Origin of the sequence: Clostridium sp. YIM B02551 (assembly GCF_022324735.1) — a bacterium.
Taxonomy (GTDB): domain Bacteria; phylum Bacillota; class Clostridia; order Clostridiales; family Clostridiaceae; genus Clostridium_T; species Clostridium_T paridis.
Genome location: NZ_JAKGTF010000002.1, coordinates 15,422 through 31,991, shown reverse-complemented (window position 1 = coordinate 31,991; position 16,570 = coordinate 15,422). Strand labels below are relative to the sequence as shown.

12 protein-coding genes are annotated in these 16,570 nt (G+C 31.7%); 8 read left to right on the top strand and 4 right to left on the bottom strand.

Going from position 1 to position 16,570, the window contains the following annotated elements; translation table 11 throughout:
• The first annotated feature begins 802 nt into the window (after positions 1-802).
• Positions 803-1,549, top strand: a complete 747-nt coding sequence (gene truA, locus L1S47_RS02865; RefSeq protein ID WP_238882016.1) for a tRNA pseudouridine(38-40) synthase TruA — start codon at positions 803-805, stop codon at positions 1,547-1,549.
• 72 nt (positions 1,550-1,621) lie between these two features.
• On the opposite strand, the gene L1S47_RS02860 is transcribed toward truA, so the two are convergent.
• Together L1S47_RS02860 and L1S47_RS02855 are read right to left on the bottom strand one after the other, a co-directional pair.
• Complete coding sequence (locus tag L1S47_RS02860; RefSeq protein WP_238882013.1) at positions 1,622-2,560, bottom strand: FAD:protein FMN transferase; 939 nt, start codon at positions 2,558-2,560, stop codon at positions 1,622-1,624.
• On the bottom strand, positions 2,553-3,500 hold the full coding sequence (locus tag L1S47_RS02855; RefSeq protein ID WP_238882011.1) for a LysR family transcriptional regulator: 948 nt from the start codon (positions 3,498-3,500) through the stop codon (positions 2,553-2,555). The genes L1S47_RS02860 and L1S47_RS02855 overlap by 8 nt, the downstream gene beginning before the upstream one ends.
• Positions 3,501-3,673: 173 nt before the next feature.
• Between L1S47_RS02855 and L1S47_RS02850 the strand changes: the two genes are divergently transcribed.
• Together L1S47_RS02850 and L1S47_RS02845 are read left to right on the top strand one after the other, a co-directional pair.
• Positions 3,674-4,273: an NADPH-dependent FMN reductase gene (locus tag L1S47_RS02850; protein WP_238882009.1), complete on the top strand. Its 600-nt coding sequence runs from the start codon at positions 3,674-3,676 to the stop codon at positions 4,271-4,273.
• A 14-nt stretch (positions 4,274-4,287) separates the two neighbouring features.
• A complete protein-coding gene (locus tag L1S47_RS02845; RefSeq protein ID WP_238882007.1) occupies positions 4,288-6,711 on the top strand; it encodes a flavocytochrome c in 2,424 nt (807 codons plus the stop codon).
• 136 nt (positions 6,712-6,847) lie between these two features.
• Here L1S47_RS02845 and L1S47_RS02840 read toward each other — a convergent pair whose 3' ends face one another.
• Complete coding sequence (locus tag L1S47_RS02840; protein ID WP_238882006.1) at positions 6,848-8,860, bottom strand: M28 family peptidase; 2,013 nt, start codon at positions 8,858-8,860, stop codon at positions 6,848-6,850.
• 385 nt (positions 8,861-9,245) lie between these two features.
• Here L1S47_RS02840 and L1S47_RS02835 point away from each other — a divergent pair, with 385 nt between their 5' ends.
• Genes L1S47_RS02835 through L1S47_RS02825 form a run of 3 tightly spaced genes read left to right on the top strand, consistent with a single transcriptional unit; the run spans position 9,246 to position 13,406 of the window.
• On the top strand, positions 9,246-11,063 hold the full coding sequence (locus tag L1S47_RS02835; RefSeq protein WP_238882004.1) for a beta-glucoside-specific PTS transporter subunit IIABC: 1,818 nt from the start codon (positions 9,246-9,248) through the stop codon (positions 11,061-11,063).
• Positions 11,064-11,082: 19 nt separating this feature from the next.
• Positions 11,083-12,537, top strand: coding sequence for a glycoside hydrolase family 1 protein (locus tag L1S47_RS02830; protein ID WP_275297773.1), 1,455 nt, complete (start codon positions 11,083-11,085; stop codon positions 12,535-12,537).
• A 20-nt stretch (positions 12,538-12,557) separates the two neighbouring features.
• Positions 12,558-13,406, top strand: a complete 849-nt coding sequence (locus L1S47_RS02825; RefSeq protein WP_238882000.1) for a PRD domain-containing protein — start codon at positions 12,558-12,560, stop codon at positions 13,404-13,406.
• A gap of 73 nt (positions 13,407-13,479) precedes the next feature.
• Here L1S47_RS02825 and L1S47_RS02820 read toward each other — a convergent pair whose 3' ends face one another.
• The gene (locus tag L1S47_RS02820) at positions 13,480-14,358 is read right to left on the bottom strand and encodes an AraC family transcriptional regulator (protein ID WP_238881998.1); all 879 of its coding nucleotides are present in this window, start codon (positions 14,356-14,358) and stop codon (positions 13,480-13,482) included.
• A 144-nt stretch (positions 14,359-14,502) separates the two neighbouring features.
• Here L1S47_RS02820 and uxuA point away from each other — a divergent pair, with 144 nt between their 5' ends.
• Complete coding sequence (uxuA, locus tag L1S47_RS02815) at positions 14,503-15,546, top strand: mannonate dehydratase (protein WP_238881996.1); 1,044 nt, start codon at positions 14,503-14,505, stop codon at positions 15,544-15,546.
• 28 nt (positions 15,547-15,574) lie between these two features.
• Positions 15,575-16,426 (top strand): SDR family oxidoreductase, encoded by an 852-nt coding sequence (locus L1S47_RS02810; RefSeq protein ID WP_238881994.1) that lies wholly within the window; start codon positions 15,575-15,577, stop codon positions 16,424-16,426.
• Positions 16,427-16,570 lie beyond the last annotated feature (144 nt).

The following is a 16,570-nucleotide window of genomic DNA, read 5'->3' as shown; positions in this document are numbered from 1 at the left end:
TTATTTGAATGAACGGAGAAATGAAAAATATATAAAAAGTATTGCTTTCATCTACTCAACTAGAGCTGTGATATTAATCTAAGCATTAATAACCATATGGTAAAAGTAAACATATCAAGTTCAAATATTTATATTTTAGTATGCTTCTTAATTATTTTTGTGGGCATATCGGGGATGTACAAATGGTCTTTCATCTATGGACAGACCCAATGAGTTTTCTTTGGTGAATGCATTTTGAGAAAAGTTATAGATAGATTGGAATTAGTTAAAAGGAAATATTTGAACGTAGAGTGGGAGCAATTGAACTCCAACTAACTTAATTATGCCTATAATCCTCAATAGATTTCGTACATTTCATACGATACGGTTCGCCTCCACCATAGAAAAACCTAGACAGAGATGTCTATGTTTTTTCATTTTACTTCCATATACGAAAAGGAGTTTTTATATTTATTTTTATCGCCCCATTATTTATCAGGATTTTGCATAGTATAATTGCACTGATATCTTTATCTAACTTGATTCCATATCAAATCTTAATTCCTTTACTAATAAGCATAAGTGTGTATGTTATTATCTATAGTGTATATTATTTTATAACAATTTGATCTTATTATATAATTATTAGCAGGACGTAGATTATAGTTTAGTTTCTAATCGAATAGCATACAGAATAATTGCTAATAACTATATGTTAAGGGATTTTATCTTTTGTGATAGGGTTAGAATTTCAAATATATATTAACCTATCTCAATATATGATAAAATGTATTGATTAGTATTTAGGAAAAGGAGGATTCAAATGCAAAATTATAAGATGATGATAGCCTATGATGGTAGAAAATATATGGGGTATAATAAATCCAAAGATAACGCAGAAAAGAGTATTCAAGGTAAGCTAGAACTGATATTATCAAAGCTCTATGACCAAGAGATAGAGGTTGTTGGTGCGGTTAATACAGATGCTGGAGTGCATGCTAAGGGGCAAATTGTTAATTTTATAGCGCCAGATAATAGATTAAGTGAGAAAGAAATTTTTGATTATTTCGAAAAATATTTAACTGATGATATTATTGTTTTATCAGTAGAAACTGTTGATGAAAGATTTCATAGTAGATATTTAATGAAGAGTGCCACTTACGAATATAGATTATGGAAGAAAGATGCGCCTAATCGTCCATTGTTTGAAAGACACTATGTTAACTTAATGAATCAAACAATAAATGTAAATAAAAGCAGAGAAGCTGCAAAGCACCTTCTAGGTGAACATGATTTCTTAGCTTTTACTACTAATAAGAAAACAAAAAAATCAATTAAAAAGCTAATTTCTCTTGATGTAAGGGAAACTACAAACGAAATTATTATTACTATGACAGCAAATGGATATTTATTAAATATGGAAAGAGTAATAGTAGGTACATTAATTCAAGTGGGACTTGGGCAATTACCTTTGAACATAATTCAAAAAGCTTTCGAGTCTAAGGATATGAATGATGTAGGTCATAAAGCTAGTGCAGATGCGCTTTGTTTATTAAGTGTTCAATACTAGTATATATCCACTGATATGTACAAAAAAGATGATAAGGTAGATATGAACCTTATCATCTTTTTCTTTGGAATATTACATGGTTAATGGATATATTTTTCCTTTAAGATTATCTGTATAGGCTAGTTTTCCATCCACAGTTATTACAACAGCACCCATCCCATTAATTCTATTAACACTATGAATAATTGAAGCAGCATCTAATCCAAACAATTTTGTAGTATATATATCGCAGTCCAGGGATTTATCAGCAATAATAGTTAAAGAAGCTATATTACTTTCTATTGGGTAGCCTGTTTTGCTGTCAAATATATGGTGGTATTTACGTCCATCCTTTTCAAACACTCTCTCATATATTCCTGAGGTTACAACGGATTGATCTTTTATTTTAATAAGTGCTACCGCATTACCTCTTGGTAGAAATGGATTTTGTATTCCGACTTTCCAGTCACCACCTTCGGATGGTGATTCACCAAAAACAAGAACATTACCTCCCATATCTACCATAGCTGAAATAGCCCCATTTTTCTTAAATAAATCCATAACTTTATCAGCAAAATAACCCTTAGCTATGGCTCCAAGGTCTATCTCAATACCTTTTTTCAAGAAATACACGGTCTTTTTTTCATCATCTAGTTGTATATTTTCTGGCTTTAAAAGTTCCAGTACCTTTACTATAGCTTCTTTCTCTGGTACATGTGCCTCCTCAAAACCTATTCTCCATAATTTTATTAATGGTCCTATTGCAATATTTAAATATGTATTCTCACATAGACTATGTTTTTTACCTATTTTAATTAGCTCATACAGTTCCTCATCTACTTCTTGAGGGGCCAATGAAGCTGTTTTTTTAAGCATCGCAAGCTGAGAGTTATCACTGTTAGCACTAAAGACTTCTTCATAATGAATCAGCATATCGCAAGCCTTTTCTGCAAGCTTTTCAGCATCCTCTCCCTTTAGATATAGAGAGATTTTTGTTCCCATAAGATATATTATCTTCGTATACTCATTCATTTTGCTCTCCTATATTGAAATTATTTTGACCATGAGCTAGAAATGCATCTATAAGGTCTTTATCAATGGCAGTTAGTTTTTTTTCACTGTTATATGCTATGAAATAATCTAAACTCAGCTCATCAATTGGAACTTCATATATATTGTATTCAGATGGACACTCCTTTACATAGATGCTTTCTGGTATAAAGGTCAGCCCCAAGTTACTCGTTGCAAGGTTAAGTATAGTATAGATTTCTGTACTTTCCATTATGATTTTGGGTTCCACCTTATAAATGCTGAATAACTGATCTAGCTGCTTTCTTATAGCAGAACCTTTGGAAGTTAGTATTAGCTTTTGACACAATAGCTTGTTTATGTCGATAGTTCCTTCTGGAATAATGGATACATCTTTCTGATAGAGATCACAGCAGCGAGGAATAATAGCACGGTATCTGTGTCTGCCCCAAGTAATCGAGTTTAAGTTCGGAGAAATATTTCTTGAATTTTGTCCAAGCCAAAAATCCAATTCACCATTTTGAGTTAGTTTCTCATTTTTTTCTGGTAAAGCCTCCGAAAGCTCTATTCTACAGTTTGGATGCATATCCAGAAATTTTGGTAAAAAAAGAGGTAAAAGGTAGGTTCCAAGGCTAGGAAGTACTCCTATCTTTATAACCTTGCTATCTATATCTGACACAGCTGATATTTCCCTAAGCAGCTTAGCATAATTATTTTCTATTGAAGTTAAATACTGATAATATATCTTCCCCTGTTCGGTTAATCGATATGGCAGATTGCTACGACTTATAAGCTCACAGTTTAACTGACTTTCTACCCTTTTAATAACCTGTGTCAAGTAAGGTTGAGATATATAAAGTGATTTGGCAGCCTTGCCATAATTACTGTACTTTAAAATTGCATCAATATAATACAAAATATCCTGAGAGTAGTATTTTGACATTTAATTCACCCTTTTGCGAAATAATTAACTTATTTATTATTGTGTTTGATTATAACAAATATGTTATCAAGCTTCAATAAAATAACTATTAGATATAATATATTGAGCATGTTAAAATTATATCAAACAATTACTAGAATTATGAAATTTTGAAATACAGAAAGGGGATTACTATGAAGTATTTAGCAATTGTAGGCACTAACTCAGACGTGTCAACTAATCGTATGCTGCTTCAATTTATGCAAAAGCATTTTTCGAGTGAGGCAGATATAGAACTATATGAAATTAAGGATTTACCTGCTTTTAATGAGCCAGAGGATTCTGATATTCCTGAGAAGGTAGCAGAATTATCTGATAAAATTCTTAAAGCAGATGGAGTAATAATAGCAACTCCTGAGTATGATCATGCCATACCTGCAGTTTTAAAGAGTGCTCTTGAATGGATTAGTTACACTAGTCAGGCGCTTACTGACAAGCCTGTTTTAATAGTAGGGGCTTCTCTTGGTATACTTGGTTCTTCTCGTGCGCAGGCACATCTTAGACAAATACTTGATTCACCTGAGCTTGCTGCCAGAATCATGCCAAGCAGTGAATTCCTTTTAGGAAAATCACAGGGAGCATTTGATAGCGCAGGAAATCTTATCTATTCAGATAAGCTATCAGAGCTTGATGAAATTTTTAGAGAATTTCTTCTATTTACAGATATTACATCAAAACTTTTAGCAGAAAAAGTTTTACATAAAAAAGTTAAAAAATTCACTTGGCAAGAGTAGGAGGATTAATATCAATGAAATTTATAGCAATTGTTGGAACTAGTGCAAAAAGATCATATAATCGTAAACTACTTCAGTTTATGAAAAAATACTTTGAATCAAAGGCAGAAATAGAAATACTTGAGATTACAGATGTTCCTATGTTTAATCAATCTGATAATCAGTCCTCAAGTGAAGTGATACAGATGTTTAATAATAAGATTACAGCAAGTGATGGTGTTATTATAGCAACTCCTGAGTATAATCACTCAATCCCATCAAGTCTTAAAAGCTTAATTGAATGGCTAAGCTTTGATCTTCATCCACTTGCAGGCAAACCAGTAATGATCCTTGGTGCATCTCTTGATAGTCAAGGTTCTTCACGTGCGCAGCTACATCTTCGTCAAATTCTAGATGCACCAGGTGTAGATGCAAATGTAATGCCAGGATATGAGTTTTTACTTGGAAGCGCAAATAAAGCATTTGATGAGGAAGGTAATCTAAACAATGAAAGAACCATAGACTTCCTAGAAATATGTTTCCTACGCTTTATGCGTTTTGCAAAGATTTCAAATCAGCTTAACGAAGAAGAAGAGTTTACCTTTAAACCAGGAGTATATGAGGTAGATGCAATAGGTCACAGCGGAAGTCTTCCAATGAAAGTATCCTTTAGTGAGAACAGAATAGAAAGTATAGATATAAATACAGATGGAGAGACGGAAGGACTTGCAGATGTAGTTTTTGTAAGAATACCAGATAAAATAATTGAAGGACAGACATTAAATGTTGATGCTCTTTCTGGTGCTTCCGAAACTAGTAATGCTGTACTAGACGGTGTAGCCAAAGCAGTTAAGCTTGCAGGAGTTAACCCTGACATACTTAAGAGACGACCAAAGCCTGCTAGCAGCCTAATCAAAGAAGATGAAGAATATACTTGTGATGTAGTAGTTGTAGGTGGAGGCGGCGCTGGACTAAGTGCAGCTGCAACAGCGCTACAAAATGGTAAAAGTGCCATTGTTCTTGAGAAATATCCAGCAGTAGGTGGAAATACAATACGTTCAGGTGGTCCTGTCAATGCTGCAGATCCAGAGTGGCAAGTAAAATTTGATGAAAATCCAGGAGAAAGACATACTATTGAAGCACTACTGGATACAGATGAGAGCTTAATTCATCCAGAATATATAGATGATTTCCGTGCACTTAGAGAAGAGTTTTCTGCTTACCAGAAAAAGTTTGGCACACAAAAGGGACATCTATTTGACTCTCCACTACTTCACAGAATGCAAACATATTTTGGTGGTAAAAGAACTGACCTTAATGGCAATACTATATACGGACAATATGACCTTGTAAAAATCCTTACAGACAGAGCTTTAGAGAGTGTTAAATGGCTAGAGGAGATAGGGGTTGAGTATGATAAGAGCATAGTATTTGCTCCTGTTGGTGCACTTTGGCGTCGTGGTCATAAGCCTACCAAAAGCCATGGCTCATCATTTATACTTGCACTAACCAAATATGTACAAGATAACTCAGGAAAAATCATTACTGATAGCCCTGTAAAAGAATTCATCATAGAAGATGGTGAAATAAAAGGAGTTATAGCAACTGGTGTAAATGGCCAAAAGATAACTGTTCATGCAAAAGCAGTAGTGCTTGCAAGTGGTGGTTTTGGTGCAAACACAAAGATGCTAAAAGAGTACAACACTTATTGGAGTGAAATTGATGATGATATAAAAACTACTAATTCCTACGCTATGACTGGTGATGGAATATTGCTTGGTAAAACTGTAGGAGCAGCACTTACAGGAATGGGATTTACTCAAATGATGCCTGTATCTGATCCTGAAACTGGTGAATTATTTAGTGGACTTCAAGTACCTCCTGAAAACTTTGTAATAGTAAATAAAGAAGGAAAAAGATTTGTTAATGAATTCTCTGGAAGAGATGTTTTAACAAAAGCTGCTATTGACCAGGGTGGTTTATTCTACCTTATAGCTGATGATGAAATAAAGAAAACTGCAGCTAATACAAGTCAAGAAAAGATAGACCGTCAAGTAGAAGCTGGTACTCTATTTAGAGCAGATACCCTAGAAGAGTTAGCGGTAAAAGTTGGTATGGATCCTGCAATTCTTGTAGACACTATTAATAAATATAATTCATATGTTGATGCAGGTTTTGATCCTGAATTCCATAAGGATACATTTAGCTTAAAAGTTTTAAAAGCACCGTTTTATGCTACTCCAAGAAAGCCAGCAATTCATCATACAATGGGTGGACTTAAGATAGACACTAAAGCCCACGTATTAGACGAAAATGATAAACCAATAAAAAATCTGTATGCTGCTGGAGAAGTTGCTGGAGGCATCCATGCAGGTAACCGTCTTGGCGGTAATGCATTAACTGATATATTTACATTCGGAAGAATTGCTGGTAAAACTGCAGTTGATGAAATGAAATAAAGATGAACAACTAGTTCATCTATAGTTAATGTTTAGATAATTAAAATAAGAAATTTGACTCCACTATAAAGCCCACGGAAATCTAAAATTTAGATTTTCGTGGGTTATTTTATTTTAAAATTTTAAAATTGTATTCTTAATTTATTGTATCTATAATTTTGTTCATTATTTTTATTAAAGCTTTCATATCTTCAATTTCTTGACTAGAAATTTCTTTTAAATAATCACGTTGTCTTTTCAAGGAATTTTCTAAAATTCTAATTTCATAATCTACATTTGGACTTGGTTCATCATATTTAGATTTTAGTGAATGCGCTAAATCATATAAATCCTCATTTGGCTTTTTTATCATACTACTTCCAAAGGAATCGCCATTGCCATAAGGTATTCTATAAGAAAAGAAGTCATATGTCTTCTTGCTAAATTCAAAAACATACCTGTTGTTGTCGATAGGCTTAATATATTTTTCTACTATATCACTTAAAGATTCACGCCTGTTTTTTAAGCTTGAAATAGCCTTGGTCAATAAATCTATATTTTTCATAGATACAGAGTGAGGGAATGTAAGTGTATGAATACTTTGTTCCCAATAAAATGCTAAAAAACAATCCTGGATTTTTTTTAATAATTCAAATAACATATGATTAATATGATAGGAGTCTCCAATATGATCAATATAACTGGAATTAGCAAATTGAATTGTCTGGGAGAGTCTTTTGGAAGTGCGGCACAGCTCATAAATGACATCTTTTAAATCATTACTTATAATAGAAGGTAATAGTTCCTTTTTCATAATTTCAAACCTTGTATTAAAATTCAAAGGTTTTATTGGTAAAGAATCTAGGCTAAGAATCATCCTACCATATAGTTTATGAATCATTTCATAGGTTTGTAGGTCAAATCCTACTTTTTCACTATCCATTGAACTGTGATAATAGTTTTCGTAATATATGGAGTTTTCAAAATCTTCTCCTGGCATAAGGGTTGGAATTCCGTTTTTATAATAAGAAAAATCATCAGCAAAAATAAGACTTGGACAAATTACCTCATAATTATAACTACTCTTAGACGTAAAATATTTTATGAATTTTTCAACATACGTATATAATTCATAGGAACTGTAAACTCTAAAATTCCGTTCGTTAGCTATTGGAAAGTTTCCGTCAAAATTAATTAATGCAAAAGCTTTTTCTTTAAATTCAGGATGAAGTTTTTCTATCTCATAATAAGAACCACATGACCAGTCGTAATCCGTATAACCTTGTCCCCATTCTTCAGCCCCTTGAGCTATAACTCTTATGGTTTTCATAGGAGTATATCCGCTGTCTATTATTGCTTTACTAATACCAAGAATCTCTGAAACCCCACCAGCATCGTCAAAAAATGAATGGTAATAACCATCATAGTGTGCGATTAAATATATTACCTCTGAACTTTTTCCTTTGATTTCGCCTACAACATTATAAGAATCTGCATAAGGTACAACTGTAGAATTTGCATTAAAAATAGCTTTAATCTCATTATTAGGGCTAGCTGAAATTAAGTCTTTTAATTTTTTCACATCTTTTATACTTATAGCTAAAGTAGAGCAGTAGGCGGGAGCCTGGAGATCAAAAGAAATTAATATATCATCATGTTCTACTTTCCAAGTTAAGGCAATCAATATACCTTTTGCATTATGAAGGTAAGCTTCATATGCAGGAAGGTTAATCCAGTAGTCAGTGGTGGGATTAATTGTTGAGACCAAAACCAGTTTATTTTTTATATCTCCTAAAGCGTTTAACTCATCTATAGTACCTCTACCACCATCAACAATACTTACTTCTTCATTTACAGCTTTAATATTCGAAGCATATCCTCCTAAAATGATTTTCTGTAAGAAACCTTTATCATCTTTATAAATTATATTAGCACCTTTGTATGTCCAACCATTAACCTGAAATTTATCCATTGATACATTTGTAAGTCCAGCTTCCTTAAATTTACTAAACAAATATTTTGCAGCATCGTAGGAGGCCTTTGAGCCTGCGGATCTGTTTCCAGTGTCTTTATCATCTCCAAATTGACCTAATTTCTCCATGATTTTTTTAGAGAAGTTTAGGTCTAAAGCTTGGCAATAATCTCTATAAACTTCAAAATCATTCATCATTAAAATTCACCTCAATATAGATTATGAAATAAAACAATAGTTGTGATTATGTAATTTTTACAGTTGTAACTTATGTAATTTATCATTGTTCTTTAAAAACCACGAAAATATAAAACGCTACAATTTAGTGAGATGACCCCATCTTTTTTAGTAGTAACACAATAATTTAACGTACACTAAAAAATAATTTATAAAAATGTTGACGTTTACTTTGGTCCATGTTATACTTCATTCATAAGATAAAAGTATATAAATATCAGGCATGTGACTGGTAATGCAGGCAGGACTTGAATAAGCTAATATTATATTAGTTTATTTGGGTCCTTTTTTATCTTGGCCGAATAAAAAGTCTGCAACCATTATTTAATGAGAGGAGACAAATAATATGAATTATAAAGAGGTAGCATCAAAAATATTAAAGGCTGTAGGTGGAGAGGAAAATGTTAAACATCTTGAACATTGTTCAACAAGATTAAGATTTTCTCTTATTGATAATAGCAAAGTAAAATTGAAGGATCTTGAAAATATTCCTGAGGTATTAGGTATTAAGCAAAATGTACAATGCCAAGTGATAATAGGAAATGATGTCATTGAAGTATATGATGAGATTAAAAAACTAATTTCTGATAAAGGAGTAAATAAAGAAAATAATAAAGAGAAAAGAAAAATAGGTACAATAGCTTTAGACTTTGTTATAAGTGTATTTCAACCATTGATTCCGGCTATAGCTGGAGGTGGTATTTTAAAGTCACTTTTAATGCTTTTAAACATGATTGGTATTTTATCAAATACTACGCAGACCTACAAAGTATTGAATTTTGTTGGTGATGCACCATTATATTTCTTGCCGATTTTAGTAGCTATTACAACTGCTAATAAAATGAAAGTTAATCCATTAGTTGCAGTATCTGCTGTTGCAGCACTTTTAACTCCTAATTTATCTAAGATGCTGGGAGATGGAACTTTATTTTTTAATATACCAGTACAAAATATAAACTACGCATATCAAGTTTTCCCAGCAATATTGTGCGTATTATTGTATTCACAGTTAGAAAAATTCTTTAATAAAATTAGTCCAAAAGTTATTCGTAGCTTTTTTGTTCCAATGATGTCGTTACTTATAACTGTACCAGTAACTTTACTCCTTCTTGGTCCTTTAGGTTATAATTTTGGACAAGGATTTGCAAGTGTAATCTTATTTATTTTTGCTAAATTTGGATGGATAGCAGTAGCAATCTTAGCAGCATTCTTGCCATTTATGGTTACTACAGGTATGCATAAGGCAATGATTCCTTACGTTGTTACTTCTTTAGGTCAATCAGGGAAAGAATTAATATACAATGCTGCATCGTTAGCACATAATATTTCAGAAGCTGGTGGATGTTTTGCAGTAGCTATTCGTACAAAAGATAAAACATTAAGATCTACATCTATCTCAGCGGGTATATCAGCGTTATTTGGAATTACTGAACCAGCATTATATGGTGTTACAATTCTACATAAACGTGTTCTTTATGGTGTAATGATTGGGGCTTTTACAGGAGGAGCATTTTTAGGAATAAAGGCTGTAGAAGCATATGTAGCAGTAGGACCTGGACTAGCAAGCTTATCAATGTTTATTTCTCAAACATTACCAAATAATTTAATGAATGCAATAATAGGATTAGTTGTTTCATTTGTAGTTTCTTTTATTGCAGTAGCAGTTTTATGGAAAGAAGAAGTAACTAATAATAAAGATGGAAAAGTTCAAAATAAAAAAGAAAAATTTAAAGCACCATTAGAAGGAAAACTAATTCCTTTAAGTGAAGTAAAAGACGAAGTTTTTTCTAATAAATTAATGGGAGAAGGTATTGCAATTATTCCTTCTAAGGGAGAATTATACGCTCCAGTGAATGGTGTAATAGAAATGATTTTTGAAACAAAACATTCTTTAGCTATGAAGTCAGAAGATGGGACTGAAATTTTATTTCATATAGGATTAGATACAGTGAATTTGAAGGGAAAATATTTTAATCCAGAAGTACCTGTGGGAAGAAATGTAAAACAAGGAGATTTATTATTAAGCTTTGACTTAGATAAAATTGTTGCAGAAGGTTTTGATCCAGTAACTGCAATAATTATTACAAATAGACCAGATGCTAAGATAGAAACAATAGAAAGCAAAGAAGTTAACAAGAGAGATAATGTGTTTGCAATAAATTAGATTGGAGTTGATGTATAAAATGTCGTTTAGAGAAGATTTTTTATGGGGTGGAGCAATCTCAGCTAATCAAGTTGAAGGAGCCTTTGATGCTTACGGAAAAGGAATGTCAGTAGCTGATGTAGCTAGCTATAAGCCGAATTTAAGTGTCGAGGATTATGCAGGCCATAATAAGGTTACTTCAAGAATGATTCAGGAAGCCATAGAAGATAAAACAACAAAATTTTATCCAAAGAGAAGAGGAATTGATTTTTATCATAATTACAAAGAAGATATTAAGTTGTTTGCTGAAATGGGATTTAAAGCCCTAAGAATTTCTATTGCTTGGACAAGGATTTTTCCAACTGGTGAAGAAAGTGAACCTAATCAAGAAGGAATTAAATTCTATGAAAATGTATTTAAAGAGCTTAAGAAATATAATATTGAACCAATTGTTACACTATCACACTATGAAATGCCTTTAAACCTAAGTTTGAAATATAATGGATGGGTTGAGCGAAAATTAATTGATTATTTTGTTAAGTTTTCGAAAGTTTGTTTTGAGTCATTTGGAGAATATGCCAAGTATTGGTTGACATTTAATGAAATAGATAGTGTTGGCAGACATCCATTTACAACTGCTGGAATTATTCCGGATAAGTGTCCAGAAGGAAAGCTTGATGAAGCTGTTTATCAAGCTTTACATCACCAATATGTTGCAGCGGCTTTAGCGACAAAAGAATGTAGAAAGATTATTAAAGATAGTAGAATGGGATGTATGTTAACAAAGCTTACAACATATCCTAATACTTGCAATCCGGAAGACGTATTACTTTCATTAAGTAGTAATTTAGGAAATCATGTACATGCTGATATTCAGATATTTGGAGAGTATCCTAGATTATATAAAGCCAATTTAAGAAATAATGGAATTCAAATTAAAATGGAAGAAAATGATGAAGAAATATTAAAGAAGAATACGGCTGACTATCTTTCTTTTAGTTATTATATGTCAAGAACAGAGTCGGCTGATACAACTAAAGAAAAAGCATCAGGAAACACTATAATGGGTGTAAAAAATCCGTATCTGCCTTCTACGGAGTGGGGTTGGCAGATAGATCCAGTAGGACTTAGAATATCATTAATTGAATTATATGACAGATACAGAATTCCATTAATGATAGTAGAAAATGGAATGGGTGCCAAAGATGTTATTGAAGAAGATGGAACTATTCATGATTCATATAGAATTGAATATTTTAGGGAACATATAAGAGAAATGAAGAAAGCTGTGGAAATGGGAGTAGATTTACTAGGATATACTAGCTGGTCACCTATTGACTGTATAAGTGTTTCTACCTCTCAGATGAGCAAGAGATACGGATTTATATATGTTGATCAAGATGATGAAGGAAATGGAACATTGAAAAGATTAAAGAAGGATTCTTTTTTCTGGTATAAAAATGTTATAAAAACAAATGGAGATATTTTAGAATAAAGAAAATAGGGGGAATGATTATGAAAATAAAAAAAGTGCTTAATTCTAGTGTCATTTTAGCTATTGACGAGAATAATAAAGAATTCGTTTGTTTTGGAAAAGGTATAGGTTATAATAAAAAAAATGGAGACATTGTTGAAAAGAAGGTTGTAGATCAAATTTTTATGCCTGTGGAAAGCATCCAAATAAATGAATATTTAAAATTATTAGATTCAATTCCCCCAATATATCTTGAAATAACTCAAAAAATTGTTTCAAAAGCTGAAAAGGATTTAGATTCTAAGCTTAATATGAGCATATATTTTACATTAAGTGATCATTTGAATTTTGCAGTTGAGAGAGCAAAGAAGAATATTAATATAACAAACCGTGTTTATTGGGAAATAAAAAATTATTATTCTGAGGAATTTAAAATTGGAATATATGCAGTAAACCTTATAAATGACTTAATAGGTATTAAACTTCCAGAGGAAGAGGCTGCTAATATTACATTCCATTTAATTAATGCGCAATCACAAAGTAATGATTTAAGAGATAGCATGAAATATGCGAAAATGATAGGTGGAATTGTTAACTTAGTAAGGTATTCAATTGGTAACAGTCTAAAAACTGAAGGGATTCACTATCAGCGTTTTATTACACATGTTAAATTTTTTACAGAAAGATTTTTTAATAATGAAATGTTGAAAGATGAGAATGATGCCATGTTTGAGCAAATAGCAACATCATATCCAGAAGCAATGGAAATTTCTTTTAAAATAAAGGATTATATAAAAAAGGTTTATGATGGAGTTATTCCTAAAGATGAATTAACTTATTTAGCAGTTCATATAAATAGATTACAAGATTATAATGAAATAAATAAGTAACCATATAATATCATAATATAATGAAAAATCTTCCGACTGTAGTTTTATATAGTCGGAAGATTTGTTTTTATATCTAGTCGTATAATTTATTATCCGAAAGTGATTTTACATATTTTTTTGGAGAGAATCCGAACTCATCTTTAAAAGCTTTTAAAAAATTTTGATAGTTATTAAATCCACTCTCAATATATGCAGAGTCAATAGAAGCCCCATCATGCAAATGAATTTTGGCAATAATAAGTCTTTTTTTACTAATATATTGATGTATAGTAAAGCCAACATATTGCTTGAACTGACGACTTAGATGATACTTGCTTATATAAAATTTCTGAGATAATGCGTCAAGGGATAAATCTTCACATAAATTTTCATTTATATAATGTACTACATTGCTTATTTTCGAATTCTGCTCAATATCGAGTTCAATTTCTTTAGATGTATCAAAATATGCTCTATTGAGATAGATTAATAATTCTGTTATGTAGATTTGCCTAAGAAGAGTATCACCATAATCATTGCCGTTGTAGGACTTTTCAAACTTTTCATATATTTTCTTAATAATATGAAGAAGATCTATATTTGGACGAAGAAGGTTGTAATGATGTTTTGATGAATCTTCAAAACAAAGTGTAAGAGGGGTTTCATTATTTTCAATCTTTTTTACAAAGCTTGGATCAACCCAAATAACAATTCTTTCATAATTAATTCCATTCTCAATTACAGGTTTATGTAGCTCTCTATTGTTAGTTAGAAGAATATCGTTAGGTCTAAGATTGTAGGTTTTTCCTTCAATAATATATTTAACTCTTCCGGAGATAAAAAAGAATATCTCATAAAAGTCATGATTATGATATTCAACATTTAATGAATGTTTATCTGAATAGTGAAAAAACTCAAAATCAGGTGAATTCATCACTTGTCTTGATGTAAATTCTAGTATGTTATTATCCATGACTCCTCCTAAAAAATTTATAAGTATACAATATAGCAATTTTTGTTATTTTTCAAGCAAGAAAAACAATAAATATTATAAATAGAAAGGTATAATTTAGATATAGAAATAACGAAAAGATAATTTAAATAAGAGGTGGTTATTATGAAATTATCATTTAGATGGTATGGAGAAAATGATCCTGTAAAATTAAAGTATATTAGACAAATTCCTAATATGAGAAGCATTGTTACAGCTGTTTATGATGTGTCAGTTGGAGAAGTATGGAGCCGAGAAAGTATAGCAAAATTAAAAAAAGATGTTGAAGAGGCAGGTCTTGTCTTTGATATAGTTGAAAGTGTGCCGGTCCATGAAGATATAAAGCTAGGAAAGCCTACTCGTGACAAATATATAGAAAACTATAATGAAAATATTAGAAGATTAGCTGAAGCTGGTGTTAAAGTTATCTGTTATAACTTTATGCCTGTATTCGATTGGACAAGAACTCAGCTTGATAAAGAATTAGAAGATGGATCAACAGCACTTGTTTATTACAAAGATCAACTTGAAAAAATGGATCCGTTGAATGGTGAGTTAGCTCTTCCAGGATGGGATTCTAGTTATAAGAAAGAAGATTTAAAAGCTTTATTTGAAGAGTACTCAAAGATTAATAAAGAAACACTTTGGGGGAATTTGCAATATTTCTTAGAAAAAGTTATTCCAGTTGCAAAAGAAAATGATATAAATATGGCAATACATCCAGATGATCCTCCATTTGATATATTTGGTCTTCCAAGAATAATAACAGGTGAAGCCAATATAGATAGATTTTTAAAACTAGTTGATAGTCCTAATAACGGATTAACATTATGTACAGGCTCATTAGGATGTACAAAATCAAATGATATTTATCAAATGATTGATAAATATAGCGCACAAGGAAGAATTCACTTTATGCATGTAAGAAATGTAAAAATATTAGATGATGGAAGTTTTGAGGAATCAGCTCATTTCTCAGCTTGTGGTTCACTTGACATTGTTAAAATCATGCAGATTTTACATAAAAATAAATTTCAAGGTTATTTAAGACCAGATCACGGAAGAATGATATGGGGCGAAACTGGTAGACCAGGATATGGATTATATGATCGTGCATTAGGTGCAAGTTATATTACAGGTATATGGGAGACACTTGGAAAATTGAAATAATTATAAATTTTAAGAGGAGATAATAATTATGAAAATACCGTTTCAAATAGATTTAAAGGACAAGGTAGTAGTTATTACTGGAGCTGGCGGAGTACTTTGTAGTATGTTTGCTATTGCAATTGCTGAGTGTGGAGCTAAGGTAGCTCTTTTAGATAAAAACATTGAGAATGCACAAAATTATGCAAATGAAATCACAAAGTCTGGTAATATAGCAAAAGCTTATGAAGTTGATGTACTTAATAAAGAAAGTTTAGAAGCAGCACGAGCACAAGTTACTGCTGACTTTGGAACTTGCGATATTTTAATCAATGGTGCAGGTGGAAATAATCCTAGAGCAACAACAACTAATGAATATTATTTTAATGGAGATATAGATAAGAGCGATATTACTACATTCTTCAACTTGGATCCTAAGGGTGTTGAATTTGTATTTAACTTAAACTTCCTTGGAACATTAATACCTACACAAGTATTTGCTCAGGATATGTTAGGGAAGGAAGATACAAGCATTGTAAATATCTCATCAATGAATGCATTTACTCCACTTACAAAAATTCCTGCTTACTCAGGAGCTAAGGCGGCAATAAGTAACTTTACACAATGGCTTGCAGTTCATTTCGCTAAGTCAGGTATCCGTGTAAATGCTATTGCACCAGGATTCTTTGTAACTAAACAAAATCGAGATTTATTATTTAATGAAGATGGTAAACCTTCTGATAGAACCACTAAAATTTTAAATAGTACTCCAATGGGACGATTTGGGGAAAGTGAAGAACTTTTAGGAACATTATTATTCTTACTTTCAAAACCAGCAGCCAGCTTTGTTACAGGCGTTGTAATTCCTGTAGATGGTGGATTTAACGCATATTCAGGGGTATAAAGCATAACTTTTCAGATGAACATATACCAAATCAAGGGGCATCCCGTCCAAGAGCGAGCAGAGGTTATCTTTCAATTGAAGAAGATGGACTATTACAGATGCTAGCTATTGGTCAAAAAAAATGTTTGAAAGTAGGATGATTAA

Coding starts and splice junctions, on each gene's coding strand:
- L1S47_RS02850 (WP_238882009.1), top strand. CDS start 3,674: ATGAAGTATTTAGCAATTGTAGGCACTAACTCAGACGTGTCAACTAAT.
- L1S47_RS02835 (WP_238882004.1), top strand. CDS start 9,246: ATGAATTATAAAGAGGTAGCATCAAAAATATTAAAGGCTGTAGGTGGA.
- L1S47_RS02825 (WP_238882000.1), top strand. CDS start 12,558: ATGAAAATAAAAAAAGTGCTTAATTCTAGTGTCATTTTAGCTATTGAC.
- L1S47_RS02840 (WP_238882006.1), bottom strand. CDS start 8,860: ATGATGAATGATTTTGAAGTTTATAGAGATTATTGCCAAGCTTTAGAC.
- L1S47_RS02855 (WP_238882011.1), bottom strand. CDS start 3,500: ATGTCAAAATACTACTCTCAGGATATTTTGTATTATATTGATGCAATT.
- L1S47_RS02860 (WP_238882013.1), bottom strand. CDS start 2,560: ATGAATGAGTATACGAAGATAATATATCTTATGGGAACAAAAATCTCT.
- L1S47_RS02845 (WP_238882007.1), top strand. CDS start 4,288: ATGAAATTTATAGCAATTGTTGGAACTAGTGCAAAAAGATCATATAAT.
- L1S47_RS02810 (WP_238881994.1), top strand. CDS start 15,575: ATGAAAATACCGTTTCAAATAGATTTAAAGGACAAGGTAGTAGTTATT.
- L1S47_RS02820 (WP_238881998.1), bottom strand. CDS start 14,358: ATGGATAATAACATACTAGAATTTACATCAAGACAAGTGATGAATTCA.
- uxuA (WP_238881996.1), top strand. CDS start 14,503: ATGAAATTATCATTTAGATGGTATGGAGAAAATGATCCTGTAAAATTA.
- L1S47_RS02830 (WP_275297773.1), top strand. CDS start 11,083: ATGTCGTTTAGAGAAGATTTTTTATGGGGTGGAGCAATCTCAGCTAAT.
- truA (WP_238882016.1), top strand. CDS start 803: ATGCAAAATTATAAGATGATGATAGCCTATGATGGTAGAAAATATATG.